Genomic DNA, 14316 nt, shown 5'->3' with positions numbered 1-14316 from the left:
AGTAGTTATCCCCCTCCATCGGGCAGTTTCCCAGACATTACTCACCCGTCCGCCACTCGTCACCCAAGGAGCAAGCTCCTCTGTGCTACCGTTCGACTTGCATGTGTTAGGCCTGCCGCCAGCGTTCAATCTGAGCCATGATCAAACTCTTCAATTTAAAAGTTTGATGCTCAATGAATTAAACTTCGTAATGAATTACGTGTTCACTCGTTGAGACTTGGTATTCATTTTTCGTCTTGCGACGTTAAGAATCCGTATCTTCGGGTGCCCACACAGATTGTCTGATAAATTGTTAAAGAGCAGTTGCGACGCGCTTTAGCGCTCTGTCGCGAGGTGGCGTATATTACGCTTTCCTCTTTCAGAGTCAACCCTCATTTCCAGGTTTTTCTGTTCAACCGAACCGGCTGTTTGTGTGAAGTGATTCACATCCGCCGTGTCGATGGAGGCGCATTATAGGGAGTCGACTCAGGAAGACAAGCGGAAAAATGCATTTTTGTTTCAACCGCTCACCTTTTATCCACAACGCTTACTTTTGCTGCTTTTTTATCGCCATTGGCAGGTCTGCCAGGCTGTTTATGACCAAATCTGCCGCATTTTCTGCTTCCGGCGTGACGGGTTTACCCGTGCGGACCAATACCTTCGTGCCAACATTCGCAGCTGTCGCCGCCTGCATATCTTCAATTTTGTCGCCTACCATATAAGAAGCGGCCATATCGATGTGCAAGAAGTCTCGGGCGGAGATAAACATGCCAGGATGTGGTTTACGACAGTCGCAGACCTGACGATACTCTTCTACAGTACCCTGCGGGTGATGCGGGCAGTAGTAGATGCCATCCAGCTCAACGTCGCGATCGGCCAGCGACCAGTCCATCCATTCGGTCAACGTTTCAAACTGCGCCTCAGTAAATTTACCACGCGCGATACCAGACTGGTTCGTCACGATAATAAGCGCGTAACCCATCTTTTTAAGTTCACGCATGGCATCAATAACGCCGTCGATAAACTCAAACTCGTCAATCTCATGTACATAACCGTGGTCCACATTAATGGTACCGTCACGGTCGAGAAAAATTGCGGGTACAGACTTTGCCACCTTTTATAGCTCCTGAATAAGGCATGTGACTCTAGTATCGCATGTTTCAGCGGGCAAGAAAGTGCTCATCGTGCAAAGCCCGATTGATTTAGACGTCTGGATGCCTTAACATCCATCTTGTTGACGGCTTCGACCGTACCTGACAGACGAAAATGCCACGGCTAACTTAATTACGATAATAAATAACCAATGATTAAACTTTCGAATATCACCAAAGTGTTCCAGCAGGGGACTCGCACCATTCAGGCGCTAAATAATGTCAGCCTGCATGTTCCTGCCGGGCAGATTTATGGCGTTATTGGCGCCTCCGGTGCTGGTAAAAGTACGCTCATCCGCTGCGTTAACCTACTCGAACGCCCTACCGAAGGCAGCGTTCAGGTTGGCGGTCAGGAGCTGACCACGCTTTCTGAGTCGGAGTTGACTAAAGCTCGCCGCCAAATCGGCATGATTTTTCAGCACTTTAACCTGCTCTCTTCCCGTACGGTGTTCGGTAACGTCGCACTACCGCTGGAACTGGATAACACGCCAAAAGAAGAGATCAAACGCCGCGTAACAGAACTGTTGGATTTGGTTGGTCTTGGAGACAAGCACGATAGCTACCCGGCCAACCTTTCCGGTGGACAAAAACAGCGTGTGGCGATCGCCCGTGCGCTGGCAAGTAATCCCAAAGTGTTGCTGTGCGATGAAGCTACCAGCGCACTCGATCCGGCAACGACCCGCTCAATTCTGGAATTATTGAAAGATATTAACCGTCGTCTGGGACTCACCATTCTGCTGATTACCCACGAAATGGACGTTGTAAAACGTATTTGTGACTGCGTGGCGGTCATCAGTAATGGTGAACTGATTGAGCAGGACACCGTCAGCGAAGTTTTCTCTCATCCGAAAACGCCGCTGGCACAGAAATTTATCCAGTCCACGCTGCACCTGGATATTCCGGAAGATTATCTGGAACGTTTAAAAGCGGAGCCGGAAGCCGACAGCGTGCCGATGCTGCGTATGGAATTCACCGGCCATTCGGTCGATGCACCGCTACTTTCTGAGACGGCCCGTCGCTTTAATGTGAATAACAACATTATTAGCGCGCAGATGGATTACGCCGGCGGCGTGAAGTTCGGCATCATGCTGACTGAAATGCACGGCACACAGGAAGATACACAAGCAGCCATCAGTTGGTTGCAGGAACACCATGTAAAAGTAGAGGTACTGGGTTATGTCTGAGCCGATGATGTGGCTGCTGGTTCGCGGCGTATGGGAAACGCTGGCAATGACCTTTGTGTCCGGTTTTTTTGGCTTTGTGATTGGTCTGCCGGTCGGCGTGTTGCTGTACGTAACGCGTCCGGGGCAAATTATTGAGAACGCGAAGCTCTACCGTACGCTCTCTGCGCTGGTGAACATTTTCCGTTCCATCCCGTTCATCATCTTACTGGTGTGGATGATTCCGTTCACCCGCATGATCGTAGGCACCTCTATCGGACTGCAGGCCGCTATCGTTCCGCTGACCGTCGGTGCCGCGCCGTTTATCGCCCGTATGGTGGAAAACGCGCTGCTCGAAATCCCGACCGGGCTGATAGAAGCCTCTCGTGCGATGGGCGCCACGCCGCTGCAAATTGTACGTAAGGTATTACTGCCAGAAGCGCTGCCAGGACTGGTCAATGCGGCCACCATCACCCTTATCACGCTGGTTGGTTACTCCGCGATGGGCGGTGCCGTCGGTGCCGGTGGTCTTGGACAGATTGGCTATCAGTACGGCTATATTGGTTACAACGCTACCGTAATGAATACAGTACTGGTATTGCTCGTCGTTCTGGTTTATTTAATTCAGTTATCCGGCGATCGCATCGTCCGGGCTGTCACGCACAAATAACGTTGCACACAACACTAAAAACTCATTAAGAAAAGGAAATAAGCATGGCGTTTAAATTCAAAACCTTTGCGGCAGTTGGAGCCCTGATCGGTTCTCTGGCACTTGTGGGTTGTGGTCAGGATGAAAAAGATCCTAATCACATCAAAGTGGGCGTTATTGTTGGCGCAGAGCAGCAGGTTGCAGAAGTCGCGCAGAAAGTAGCAAAAGAAAAATACGGTCTGGACGTTGAGCTGGTCACGTTTAACGATTACGTTCTGCCTAACGAAGCGCTGAGCAAAGGCGATATCGATGCTAACGCCTTCCAGCACAAACCATACCTGGACCAGCAGATCAAAGATCGCGGTTACAAGCTGGTTGCTGTAGGCAATACTTTTGTTTACCCGATTGCGGGCTACTCCAAAAAAATCAAATCACTGGATGAGCTGCAGGACGGTTCCCAGGTCGCGATTCCAAACGACCCGACTAACCTTGGTCGTTCCTTGCTGCTGCTGCAAAAAGTGGGCTTAATCAAACTGAAAGACGGTGTTGGCCTGCTGCCGACCGCGCTGGACGTGATTGAAAACCCGAAAAACCTGAAGCTGGTTGAACTTGAAGCACCGCAACTGCCACGTTCCCTGGACGATGCACAAATCGCACTGGCGGTCATCAACACCACCTACGCCAGCCAGATCGGCCTGACTCCGGCAAAAGACGGTATCTTTGTTGAAGATAAAGATTCCCCGTACGTAAACCTGATTGTGACTCGTGAAGACAATAAAGATGCTGAGAACGTGAAGAAATTCGTTGAAGCATACCAGTCTGACGAAGTGTACGAAGCAGCAAACAAAGTCTTCAACGGCGGTGCTGTTAAGGGCTGGTAATTTTAGGCTGTTTACAGAATCTGTAATATCATCAGGACGGGCGCTTGCCCGTCTTGTCATTTATGCAAGCACCTGATTCAATATCTGACGTTTAGATCATTCATTGAGGAAATATTATGCGTGCTTTACCGATCTGTTTAGTAGCACTCTTGCTGAGCGGCTGTTCTATGTTAAGCAGATCCCCTGTTGAACCCGTTCAAAGCACCGCAACCCCGCCGAAAGCGGAGCCGGAAAAACCGAAAGCACCGCGCGCTACGCCGGTAAGAATCATTACTAACGCTGAAGATTTAGTAGGCAAACCGTTCCGCGATCTTGGCGAAGTTAGCGGTGAATCCTGCCAGGCTTCAAACCAGGATTCCCCTCCGAGCATTCCAACCGCACGCAAACGCATGCAGATTAACGCATCAAAAATGAAAGCTAATGCGGTATTGCTGCACAGTTGCGAAGTGACCAGCGGAACGCCGGGTTGCTATCGCCAGGCGGTTTGCATCGGTTCTGCACTGAACATTTCGGCGAAATGAGCCATTTTCAGTTCGAGCAAATAGGCGTTATCCGCTCACCTTATAAAGAAAAGTTCGCCGTTCCACGCCAGCCCGGTCTGGTGAAAAGCGCCAGCGGTGAACTGCATTTGCTCGCACCTTATAACCAGGCCGATGCCGTTCGCGGCCTGGAAGCCTTCAGTCATTTGTGGGTGATTTTTGTTTTTCACCAGACAATGGAAGGTGGATGGCGTCCGACCGTGCGCCCTCCCCGCCTTGGCGGCAACGCCAGAATGGGTGTCTTTGCCACGCGTTCAACGTTTCGTCCTAACCCTGTTGGCATGTCGTTGGTTGAGCTACGGGGCATCCGCTGCCATAAAGAGCACGTGATCCTCGAACTCGGTGGGCTGGATCTCGTTGATGGCACGCCAGTCGTAGATATAAAACCGTATCTGCCGTTTGCCGAATCGTTACCCGATGCTCGTGCCAGCTATGCTCAGGATGCCCCCCAGGCCAGCGTAGACGTGACGTTCAGTGAAGATCTCGCGGAGCAGCTACCGAAGCTCGAACAACGTTACCCGCATCTTCGTCAGTTTATTGCCGAAGTGCTGGCGCAGGATCCGCGTCCTGCCTACCGTAAAAACGAGGAAGAAGGCAAAACCTACGCCGTCTGGCTGCTGGACTTTAACGTCCGCTGGCGCGTCACGCCGTCAGGATTTGAGGTCTTTGCTCTGGAAGCCCGCTAATTTGCGTCGCGTACTCTTTTGACATCCCTTTCTCGCTGGTAAACTAAACCACTTTTGTTTTGTGCCAGGCTCGTTTTGAGCCTGTTCGATCGTTCAACTGGAACCGTAACAACATGCGTACTAGCCAATATCTGCTCTCCACTCTGAAGGAGACACCTGCCGACGCCGAAGTCATCAGCCACCAGCTGATGCTGCGCGCCGGGATGATCCGCAAGCTGGCCTCCGGGTTATATACCTGGCTGCCGACCGGCGTGCGCGTCCTGAAAAAAGTCGAAAACATCGTGCGTGAAGAGATGAACAACGCCGGTGCGATCGAGGTGTTGATGCCGGTCGTTCAGCCTTCTGAACTGTGGGAAGAGAGCGGCCGTTGGGAACAATACGGCCCGGAACTGCTGCGTATTGCTGACCGTGGCGATCGTTCGTTCGTCCTCGGCCCAACGCATGAAGAAGTGATCACCGACCTGATCCGTAACGAGCTGAGCTCTTACAAACAGCTGCCGCTGAACTTCTATCAGATCCAGACCAAATTCCGTGACGAAGTCCGTCCGCGCTTCGGCGTGATGCGCTCCCGCGAATTCCTGATGAAAGATGCATACTCTTTCCACACCTCTCAGGAATCCCTGCAGGAAACCTACGACGCGATGTACGCTGCGTATAGCAAAATCTTCAGCCGTATGGGGCTGGATTTCCGTGCAGTACAAGCGGATACCGGTTCTATTGGCGGCAGCGCCTCTCACGAATTCCAGGTGCTGGCGCAGAGCGGCGAAGACGATGTGATCTTCTCCGATTCCTCTGACTATGCGGCGAACATCGAATTTGCCGAAGCCGTTGCGCCGAAAGAGCCGCGCGCGGCAGCAACCCAGGAAATGACGCTGGTAGATACGCCGAACGCTAAAACCATCGCCGAACTGGTTGAGCAGTTCAACCTGCCTATCGAAAAAACCGTGAAAACCCTGCTGGTGAAAGCGGTTGAAGGCAGCAGCTACCCGCTGGTCGCCCTGCTGGTTCGTGGCGATCACGAGCTGAACGAAGTCAAAGCAGAAAAACTGCCGCAGGTTGCCAGCCCACTGACCTTTGCCACCGAAGAAGAAATTCGTGCGCTGGTAAAAGCAGGTCCTGGCTCGCTCGGTCCGGTGAATATGCCAATTCCGGTGGTTATCGACCGTACCGTTGCAGTAATGAGCGATTTCGCTGCCGGTGCCAACATCGACGGTAAACACTATTTCGGTATCAACTGGGATCGCGATGTGGCCACCCCGGAAGTTGCTGACATCCGTAACGTGGTCGCCGGCGACCCTAGCCCGGACGGCAAAGGTACGCTGATGATCAAACGCGGTATCGAAGTCGGCCACATCTTCCAGTTGGGTACCAAGTACTCTGAAGCGATGAAAGCCGCTGTTCAGGGCGAAGATGGCCGTAACCAGACGCTGACTATGGGCTGTTACGGTATCGGGGTCACTCGCGTGGTTGCCGCGGCTATTGAACAGAACTTTGACGATCGTGGCATCGTATGGCCAGATGCCATTGCCCCGTTCCAGGTCGCTATTCTGCCGATGAACATGCACAAATCCTACCGTGTGCAGGAGCTGGCTGAAAAGCTGTACACTGAGCTGCGCGCGCAGGGTATCGAAGTGCTGATGGACGATCGTAAAGAGCGTCCGGGCGTGATGTTTGCCGATATGGAACTGATCGGTATCCCACACACCATCGTACTGGGCGACCGTAACCTCGATAACGACGATATCGAATACAAATACCGTCGTAACGGCGAGAAAGAGCTGATTAAAACCGGCGACATCGTCGACTTCCTGGTCAAAGCCATTAAAGGCTAATACCAACAAAAAGGCCCTGATGATCAGGGCCTTTTTTCTATCGATTAATTACACGCTTTACCAGGGATAAATTTCGCGTCTTTATCCGCCATCAACGTTTTCACTTTCTCACCCGTATCCGGGTTTGACTCCAACGTGAAATGCGCCTCAAGCGTCAGCAGTACGGACTGTCCGTTTTCCGCACGAGCGGCTAAATAGTCGCGTTCAAGCTGAGCGTTATTCGCCACCGGCATCCGTTTACCCGTTGCGCAGTCGGTAAAGATTGCCGCGTCAGCCATATAGAAATACATGCCTCGCATCGGCATTGGCGTCACCGGTAAGCTGGCGGAAACCGGCTGGAGCGTGTAATTAAACTGTGACTCAATCGGGTTACCTTCACGATCGAGCATTTCCAGCGCCTCGCCTTTAGCCCGGTAGTACGACTTCTCACCTTTGCTGTCGGTCAGCACCAGTTTGTCAGCTGTACGCGCCCATGTGCCATAAGAGGCAAATGAAGACGGTTCATCCCGCACGCCCTGATAGCGTTCGTTCATCACCCATGTGCCGTCTTTTTCCAGAAACAGAGAGGTTTCAATCCCTTCGCAGTCCGCACAAGGTAAGATGCCACGCCAGCTTTGCTGCATCGGTTTTAATTCTGCCGCCCGCGTCGGCTGTAGTACTTCAACTTCAGTACGGTTATTACAGCCAATCAAGGAAAAAAGCGTGCATGCAGCGACCACGGACAATATTGCTGTTTTCACTATCAATTCCTTATTTATTTTTATTCCCGCTCGTCAGTCTTGCGTTCGACGAACTCTCCCGCGCAGTGCTTTCACTGTGGATTTTTGCGCCTTCGATGACAACCTGCGCTCTTTCGAGGCGCGCGTAGGGCGAGTTGCCTGTCGGCTTTTTTGCACCGCGGTTAATTCTTTTATCACCGCCACCAGTCGGGAGATTGCCGCTTCCCGATTGAGCTCCTGGCTACGGTATTCCTGCGCCTTAATGATAATAATGCCATCGCCGCTAATCAGATGATGGCTGGCAGCCAGCAGGCGTTCCTTGTAATACTCTGGCAGGCTCGAGGCCCGAATGTCAAAGCGCAAATGGATAGCCGTCGAGGTCTTGTTAACGTGCTGACCACCCGCGCCTTGTGCCCGAATCGCCGTGATTTCCAGCTCATTATCAGGGATAGAGACGTTTCGGGAGAGAACAATCATGAACGCGGCTGCCACGCGGTCAGATGAATTTCCAGATTGTTCTGAGAGTCGGACAGCCAAATAGCGCCGTCCTGAATAGTCGCCTGCAGCGCCATTGTACGACCAGCAAAATCACTCAGTTGCGCCAGCTGTTCATCATCCAGATACCACACGGTGAGATTTTTAAACTGCGCACATTTGTTCTGGTTTTGCTGCCACCAGATCTGAGCCGCACGGCTGTTGTAGGCAAACAGAGCAACCTCACCAGACTGGGTACAGGCTTTCTTGATACGGCGCTCATCCGGCAGACCCAACTCAATCCAAAGATCGATGCCCAGATGGTCGTTACGCAGCCATGCTTCAGGCTCGTCTTCCGCGCTCAGGCCACGCGTGAACTGCAGCCGCTCATCGGCATATTTAATCCAGGCAAGCAGGCGCAGCATCATACGCTCCTGGGTTTCAGAGGGGTGACGCGCCAGCGTCAAGGCCGCGTCAAGAAACTGGTTGCGGTCAAGATCCGCTACGTTGACGACGGCTTTATAAATTGTCGCTTTAAGCGCCATGGGAGAACTCCTTTCGAATCAGGCGCACATTGTAGCGAAAACTGCGGCAAAAGGCTGCTAACTGCTCATCTATCAAGACGCTGATATTGCTTGAATGAGTATGGTATAGTCACCTTGCTAAACAGAGTTTATCTTCGTAGGCTTAGACTTGCATCCACGGTTAAGTCAGAGTGCTGACAGGAGGGCATGTGGAAAAATATTGTGAGTTAATACGCAAGCGGTACGCGGAAATCGCCAGCGGAGACTTAGGGTATATCCCGGATGCGCTGGGTTGCGTATTGAAGGTGCTTAATGAAGTGGCGGCAGACAGCGCCCTTCCAGAGTCGGTCAGGGAAAAAGCGGCCTATGCTGCCGCGAACTTACTGGTGAGCGATTATGTCAATGAATGAAACGTATCAACCCATCAACTGCGATGATTACGACAATCTTGAACTCGCCTGCCAGCACCATTTGTTACTGACGCTGGCGTTAAAAGATGGCGAAGTTTTGCAGGCGAAAGCGAACGACCTGGTTTCACGCAAAAACGTGGAGTATCTGGTCGCAGATGTCGCAGGTGAAACCCGGGAGCTTCGCCTCGACAAAATTGCCAGCTTCAGCCACCCGCAGATCGGTACTGTGGTGGTCAGCGAATCCTGATTATTTTGGTGCCGGATGACGGTGCAAAGCATCTTATCCGGCCTACTTTCCACGCCAAACCAGACTCACGCCTTCTTCATCTTCCGCCGCTCCCTCACGCGTCACGAAAACACCCGCAGCCGCAATCAACGTTTCGCCGTAAAACAGCAGCGGTGTGGTATCTCGTCGCCAGGGCGGGATCCCCTGCTCCTGCCAGATTTTCTTTAATTTCCGTCCACCGTTACGCCCGACAATATGCAATAAGCCTGGTGCTTTGAAACGAATGCTGACGGCTTCATCCTCTTGCGGCATGCGCAATTCACCCGCAGAGATTAACTGAACCGAACCCAATCCGGCAGGCAGCGCCAACGGTGTTTTCCACTCTAACCATGGGATAACGGTTTCGCTTTGCCCATCGACTGACTTCACCCACCACAGCTGTGACTGATAACGACGGACCTCGTACTCCCCAAGGCGAAAACAGGGTGAGGCATCTTCCCGCGCCAGCGCCACTTCCTGCCAGATACGTTCCAGTCCATCACGAGAAGGCATCGGCGCATTTAACCCCGCCAGCCAGCGACGAAGCAGCGCGGCACGACGCACGTCGCTCACCATCATTAACGGTACCAGTAACAATGTGCCGTGGGCTGTGATGCAATCGGCTAAATCGCTGGCCAGCAGTTCATCCAGTAAACTCTCCTGCTCAGCACACAGCGCGGCGCTGCGGGCTACGGCTTGCGCGAAGTGCGGCCAGCGCTGTTGCAGCAATGGGGTAACGCGCAATCTGAGGAAATTGCGATCGTAGGTATCATCCTGATTGCTTTCATCTTCAATCCAGCATAATTCATGCTGCCGCGCCCATGCTTCTAGCGACTCTCGCGTTTGCGCCAGCAGCGGTCGAATCAGCTGGGTTCCGGCGAACGGTGAGTTTTCGCCCATGGCGGAAAGTCCGGCAGGACCACTACCGCGCTTAAGCGCCAGCAAAAAGGTTTCACACTGGTCATCGAGATGCTGGGCGGTCATCAGCACCTCGCCCGGTAGTAAGGTCTGCGCAAATGCCTGATAGCGCGCGCGTCGTGCCTGAGCTTCGATGCCCAGACCATCATCCTCAAGGTGTACCCGCTCAACCACCAGCGGCACCTGCCACTGTATACATACTGACTCACAGTGCTGCACCCAACTGTCTGCATGTGGGCTTAATCCGTGATGAATATGGATTGCGCGTAAAGCGACCTCAGGATGCTGCGCTCGCCACTGCACCAGCTGATGCAGGAGTACGGTTGAGTCCAGCCCGCCGCTAAAGGCGACCAAAATCGATTGAAAATTCAGCAGTGAAGTGTTCAGCGTGAGTGTCGTCATGATGGTTACTTACAATGGCATTGCCCGGCACATTACCGGGCTAACACCACAATGACAAGCCTTACATCTCGTACAGTTCGAGGGGCAATCCGTCCGGATCGTTGAAAAACGTAAAGCGTTTACCGGTAAATGGATCGATACGTATGGATTCACACTTCACGTGGTGTGCTTCCAGATGCGCGATCGACTTTTCCACATCCTCCACACTGAACGCCAGATGACGCAAACCGCAGGCTTCCGGTCGGCTCGGACGGCAAGGTGGAAACGGGAAAGAAAAAAGCTCAATCACATACTGGCCGTTCAATGCCAGATCGCCTTTCCACGAGTCTCTCTCTTCCCGATAGGCTTCGCTCATCAGTGTAAAGCCAAGCACATCGCAGTAAAATGCCTTACTCGCCGCGTAGTCCGTCGCAATAATGGCAATATGGTGAACCTGTTTTAATCCCAGCATAGCGTCATCGCCTCTTTCGTTTTTCTGTCAGCACGTTACTCGTACGTCTTAGGGTCAGGCAAGCCGTTATGCCATTTTTAGGACTCTCACGCGATACACGCCATCCTCGCCCAGTTTAGCGCCATGGATATCAGTTTCAAATCCCGGGTAGCGCTGCCCTACCGAGCACAGCATCAGCAGAAAATCGAGAACAGCCCGGCTTTTGGCAGTGATCATTTCCCCGGGCATCAAGAGCGGCACGCCGGGAGGATAAGGCAGGATCATATTGGCGGACACGCGTCCTACCAGTTGATCAAGCGCCACGGTTTCCACCTCACCTTTGATCTGCCGCTGCCAGGCCTGGTGCGGTGTCATTTTCATTTCCGGCAAGGTATCAAATGCCCGCAGCATCAGTCCGGAGAGATCGTGCTGGCGGATCAGCTTATGGATCCCCTGTGCCAGATCCTGAATACGCATATTGCGATAGAAATCGGGATCTTCAGCATACAGATCCGGCAGCATATTTTTCACGCGCAAATTCAGATCGTACGAGCGCTTAAATTCCGTCAGGCCACGTAGCAGCCCCATCGCCCGGGTTTTATCAATGCCAATACTGAACAGGAACAACAGGTTATACGGTCCCGTTTTTTCGACGACGACGCCGCGTTCATCAAGGAATTTCGCCACCAGCGCCGCGGGGATCCCCTCTTCGCTCATATTTCCCTGTTCATCCATTCCCGGCGTCAGAATCGTGACCTTCACCGGGTCGAGGAACATGTGGTCGGCATCAGCATCAATAAATCCGTGCCAGTCTTCACCTGGCGCTACCGGCCAACATTCTGCTTCATCGACCTTTTCCGGCTGCCAGATATCAAAGAACCAGCCATCCAACTCTTCGCGCAGACGCTGCACTTCTTTACGGAAATGCAACGCCCGTTCCACCGAACGATTGATTAACCGCTTGCCGGAATTGCCACGCAGCATTGCCGCCGCCGTTTCTATCGACGCCACAATCGGATAGCTCGGAGACGTGGAGGTATGCATCATAAAGGCTTCGTTGAACGTGTCTTCATCATAGTCACCCTTAATGTGGATCAGCGAAGCCTGTGACAACGCCGCCAGCATCTTGTGGGTGGACTGGGTTTCAAAAATCAGCTTTCCCGGTACCCGTTCGCCGCTCATCCCGCTTTTCCCCTGATAGATCGGATGAAAATGGGTATACGGCACCCAGGCTGAATCAAAATGGATGGAGGGCACATCCAGGGTTTGCTTGATCCAGTTGGTGTTATAAAGCAGCCCGTCATAGGTGGAGTTAGTGATCACCGCGTGTACCGGCCATTGCGCCTGAGTCGTCTCTTCTACCTTGCGTTCAATACTTGCGCGGGTAAATTCCCGGCGGGGTATACCGCCGAGGATCCCCAACGCGTTACGCGTAGGCTTCAGCCAGATTGGCACCACATCGCTCATCATCAGCAAATGCGCCAGCGACTTATGGCAGTTGCGGTCAATCAGTAACGTACTGCCTGCAGGCGCAGCATACATGCCGACAATCTTGTTCGATGTCGAGGTGCCGTTGGTCACCATATAGCTCTGCTCAGCACCAAAGGTGCGAGCGATGTACTCCTCCGCCTCGAGGTGTGGTCCGGTATGATCAAGCAATGAACCCAGTTCGGTTACGGAAATGGACACGTCGGCTTTCAGCGTATTGCCGCCAAAGAAATCATAGAACAGGCAGCCGACCGGGCTTTTCTGGTACGCCGTACCCGCCATGTGCCCGGGCGTACAGAAGGTATACTTTCCTTCCTTCACATAGGTAAACAGCGCCTTGGTGAACGGAGGCGTGATGTTATCGAGGTATTCGCTGGTGTACTGACGGATGCGGGTGGCAATATCTTCAGACTGACCCAGCGCATACTCAAAAAACCACAGCGCCATGCGCAGGTCGTGCGCACTGACATCCATCGTCGAATGGGTATTAATAAAGGCGTAGAGCGGGAGATACTCGTTGAGCTGGTTGATGTCACTGCACAGCTCCAGGCTATATTCATCCCAGTCAAAAATGACGCCGCAAATTCGCGGGTTATGTTCGATAAACTTCAGCAGGTCAACGCTATTCTGCGGCCAGATAATCTGAAATCCCTGCTGTTGCAGCGCACGCTCAAGTTCCTTGATGGGCTCATCTTTATAAAAGACGCCATGCGGTCCCATGATGGCAATGATATTCATGCGTTCCTCCTGGAAAAACCTTAGTTAATCATAGCCTGGTCAAACCGCAGGTAAAAAAAAGGGCCACAACGTTGCGGCCCTTTTCGGAATTAATGCAGTTTACGCGTAACCGTAGCTCATCAGGCGCTGGTAACGACGGTTTTTCAGATCGTCTTTGCTTAACACGTCGAGATCGGCGAGATCAGCCAGCAGCTGCGCTTTCAGGGACGCAGCCATCACTTCCGGATTGCGGTGTGCGCCGCCTAACGGTTCCGGAATGATAGAGTCGATAAGCTTAAGCTCTTTCAGACGCGGGGCAACAATTCCCATCGCTTCTGCGGCCAGCGGCGCTTTGTCGGCGCTTTTCCACAGAATGGAAGCACAACCTTCCGGGGAGATAACGGAATAGGTGCTGTATTGCAGCATATTCACTTTATCGCCTACACCGATCGCCAGCGCGCCACCGGAACCACCTTCACCGATAACGGTACAGATTACCGGTACGCTCAGACGCGACATTTCACGCAGGTTGCGCGCGATCGCTTCTGACTGACCACGCTCTTCCGCGCCCACGCCCGGGTAAGCCCCTGGGGTGTCGATGAAGGTAATGATCGGCATGTTGAAACGCTCGGCCATTTCCATCAGACGCAGCGCTTTGCGATAGCCTTCCGGCGCTGGCATGCCGAAATTACGGCGAATCTTTTCTTTGGTCTCACGGCCTTTCTGATGACCAATGATCATCACCGGACGGCCATCAAGACGCGCGATACCGCCGACAATAGCTTTATCATCCGCATAGGCACGATCGCCCGCCAGCTCATCAAATTCATCAAACGCCAGGCGGACATAATCCAGGGTGTACGGACGCTGTGGATGGCGCGCCAGTTGGGCTACCTGCCATGCGCCAAGATCGGCGAAGATTTTACGCGTCAGTTCTACGCTTTTTTCACGCAGGCGATGCACTTCTTCATCGATGTTAATATCCAGTTTCTCATCCTGACGGCTAACCGCAGTCAAAGAATCGATTTTTGCTTCCAGCTCTGCAATCGGCTGTTCAAAATCAAGGAAATTCAGACTCATAGTATTCCTGTA

16 protein-coding genes and 1 rRNA gene are annotated in these 14316 nt (G+C 52.7%); 8 read left to right on the top strand and 9 right to left on the bottom strand.

Annotated features, from left to right (window positions below):
- Window positions 1–157 (bottom strand): 16S ribosomal RNA (locus OGX92_RS11455); the annotation flags it as partial.
- 369 nt (window positions 158–526) lie between these two features.
- Entirely contained in the window at window positions 527–1093 is a 567-nt protein-coding gene (gene gmhB, locus OGX92_RS11450) for a D-glycero-beta-D-manno-heptose 1,7-bisphosphate 7-phosphatase (RefSeq protein ID WP_008786280.1), read from the bottom strand.
- A 189-nt stretch (window positions 1094–1282) separates the two neighbouring features.
- Between gmhB and metN the strand changes: the two genes are divergently transcribed.
- The 6 genes from metN to proS all read left to right on the top strand — a co-directional run bounded on the left by metN (window position 1283) and on the right by proS (window position 6877).
- Window positions 1283–2314 (top strand): methionine ABC transporter ATP-binding protein MetN, encoded by a 1032-nt coding sequence (metN, locus tag OGX92_RS11445; protein WP_003829140.1) that lies wholly within the window; start codon window positions 1283–1285, stop codon window positions 2312–2314.
- Entirely contained in the window at window positions 2307–2960 is a 654-nt protein-coding gene (locus tag OGX92_RS11440; protein WP_003018471.1) for a methionine ABC transporter permease MetI, read from the top strand. Before metN ends, OGX92_RS11440 begins: the two co-directional genes overlap by 8 nt.
- A gap of 44 nt (window positions 2961–3004) precedes the next feature.
- The gene (metQ, locus tag OGX92_RS11435; RefSeq protein WP_003829145.1) at window positions 3005–3820 is read left to right on the top strand and encodes a methionine ABC transporter substrate-binding lipoprotein MetQ; all 816 of its coding nucleotides are present in this window, start codon (window positions 3005–3007) and stop codon (window positions 3818–3820) included.
- 116 nt (window positions 3821–3936) lie between these two features.
- Window positions 3937–4341, top strand: coding sequence for an envelope stress sensor lipoprotein RcsF (gene rcsF, locus OGX92_RS11430; RefSeq protein ID WP_003018477.1), 405 nt, complete (start codon window positions 3937–3939; stop codon window positions 4339–4341).
- On the top strand, window positions 4338–5045 hold the full coding sequence (gene tsaA / locus OGX92_RS11425) for a tRNA (N6-threonylcarbamoyladenosine(37)-N6)-methyltransferase TrmO (protein WP_003829147.1): 708 nt from the start codon (window positions 4338–4340) through the stop codon (window positions 5043–5045). Before rcsF ends, tsaA begins: the two co-directional genes overlap by 4 nt.
- Before the next feature lie 113 nt (window positions 5046–5158).
- Complete coding sequence (gene proS / locus OGX92_RS11420; RefSeq protein WP_164563107.1) at window positions 5159–6877, top strand: proline--tRNA ligase; 1719 nt, start codon at window positions 5159–5161, stop codon at window positions 6875–6877.
- Between the two features lie 44 nt (window positions 6878–6921).
- Here the strand turns inward: proS and nlpE are convergent, their stop codons facing one another.
- The 3 genes from nlpE to OGX92_RS11405 are packed head-to-tail and all read right to left on the bottom strand — an operon-like array spanning window position 6922 to window position 8615.
- A complete protein-coding gene (gene nlpE / locus OGX92_RS11415) occupies window positions 6922–7620 on the bottom strand; it encodes an envelope stress response activation lipoprotein NlpE (RefSeq protein WP_085951559.1) in 699 nt (232 codons plus the stop codon).
- Between the two features lie 30 nt (window positions 7621–7650).
- A complete protein-coding gene (arfB, locus tag OGX92_RS11410) occupies window positions 7651–8073 on the bottom strand; it encodes an alternative ribosome rescue aminoacyl-tRNA hydrolase ArfB (RefSeq protein ID WP_032942412.1) in 423 nt (140 codons plus the stop codon).
- On the bottom strand, window positions 8070–8615 hold the full coding sequence (locus OGX92_RS11405; RefSeq protein ID WP_003018497.1) for a YaeQ family protein: 546 nt from the start codon (window positions 8613–8615) through the stop codon (window positions 8070–8072). Before OGX92_RS11405 ends, arfB begins: the two co-directional genes overlap by 4 nt.
- 188 nt (window positions 8616–8803) lie before the next feature.
- Here OGX92_RS11405 and OGX92_RS11400 point away from each other — a divergent pair, with 188 nt between their 5' ends.
- Window positions 8804–9004, top strand: a complete 201-nt coding sequence (locus OGX92_RS11400; RefSeq protein WP_003018499.1) for a YaeP family protein — start codon at window positions 8804–8806, stop codon at window positions 9002–9004.
- Entirely contained in the window at window positions 8991–9251 is a 261-nt protein-coding gene (rof, locus tag OGX92_RS11395) for a Rho-binding antiterminator (RefSeq protein ID WP_003018503.1), read from the top strand. The genes OGX92_RS11400 and rof overlap by 14 nt, the downstream gene beginning before the upstream one ends.
- A gap of 42 nt (window positions 9252–9293) precedes the next feature.
- On the opposite strand, the gene tilS is transcribed toward rof, so the two are convergent.
- The 4 genes from tilS to accA form a co-directional block, all read right to left on the bottom strand.
- A complete protein-coding gene (gene tilS, locus OGX92_RS11390) occupies window positions 9294–10589 on the bottom strand; it encodes a tRNA lysidine(34) synthetase TilS (RefSeq protein ID WP_286586556.1) in 1296 nt (431 codons plus the stop codon).
- A 61-nt stretch (window positions 10590–10650) separates the two neighbouring features.
- Window positions 10651–11040 (bottom strand): VOC family protein, encoded by a 390-nt coding sequence (locus tag OGX92_RS11385; protein ID WP_008786273.1) that lies wholly within the window; start codon window positions 11038–11040, stop codon window positions 10651–10653.
- A 66-nt stretch (window positions 11041–11106) separates the two neighbouring features.
- A complete protein-coding gene (gene ldcC / locus OGX92_RS11380; protein WP_286586554.1) occupies window positions 11107–13245 on the bottom strand; it encodes a lysine decarboxylase LdcC in 2139 nt (712 codons plus the stop codon).
- A gap of 99 nt (window positions 13246–13344) precedes the next feature.
- Complete coding sequence (gene accA / locus OGX92_RS11375) at window positions 13345–14304, bottom strand: acetyl-CoA carboxylase carboxyl transferase subunit alpha (RefSeq protein WP_003829164.1); 960 nt, start codon at window positions 14302–14304, stop codon at window positions 13345–13347.
- Window positions 14305–14316 lie beyond the last annotated feature (12 nt).

The organism is Citrobacter sp. Cpo089, from assembly GCF_030332695.1.
Taxonomy (GTDB): Bacteria; Pseudomonadota; Gammaproteobacteria; order Enterobacterales; family Enterobacteriaceae; genus Citrobacter; species Citrobacter portucalensis.
This window is presented reverse-complemented; position numbering and strand designations above follow the sequence as displayed.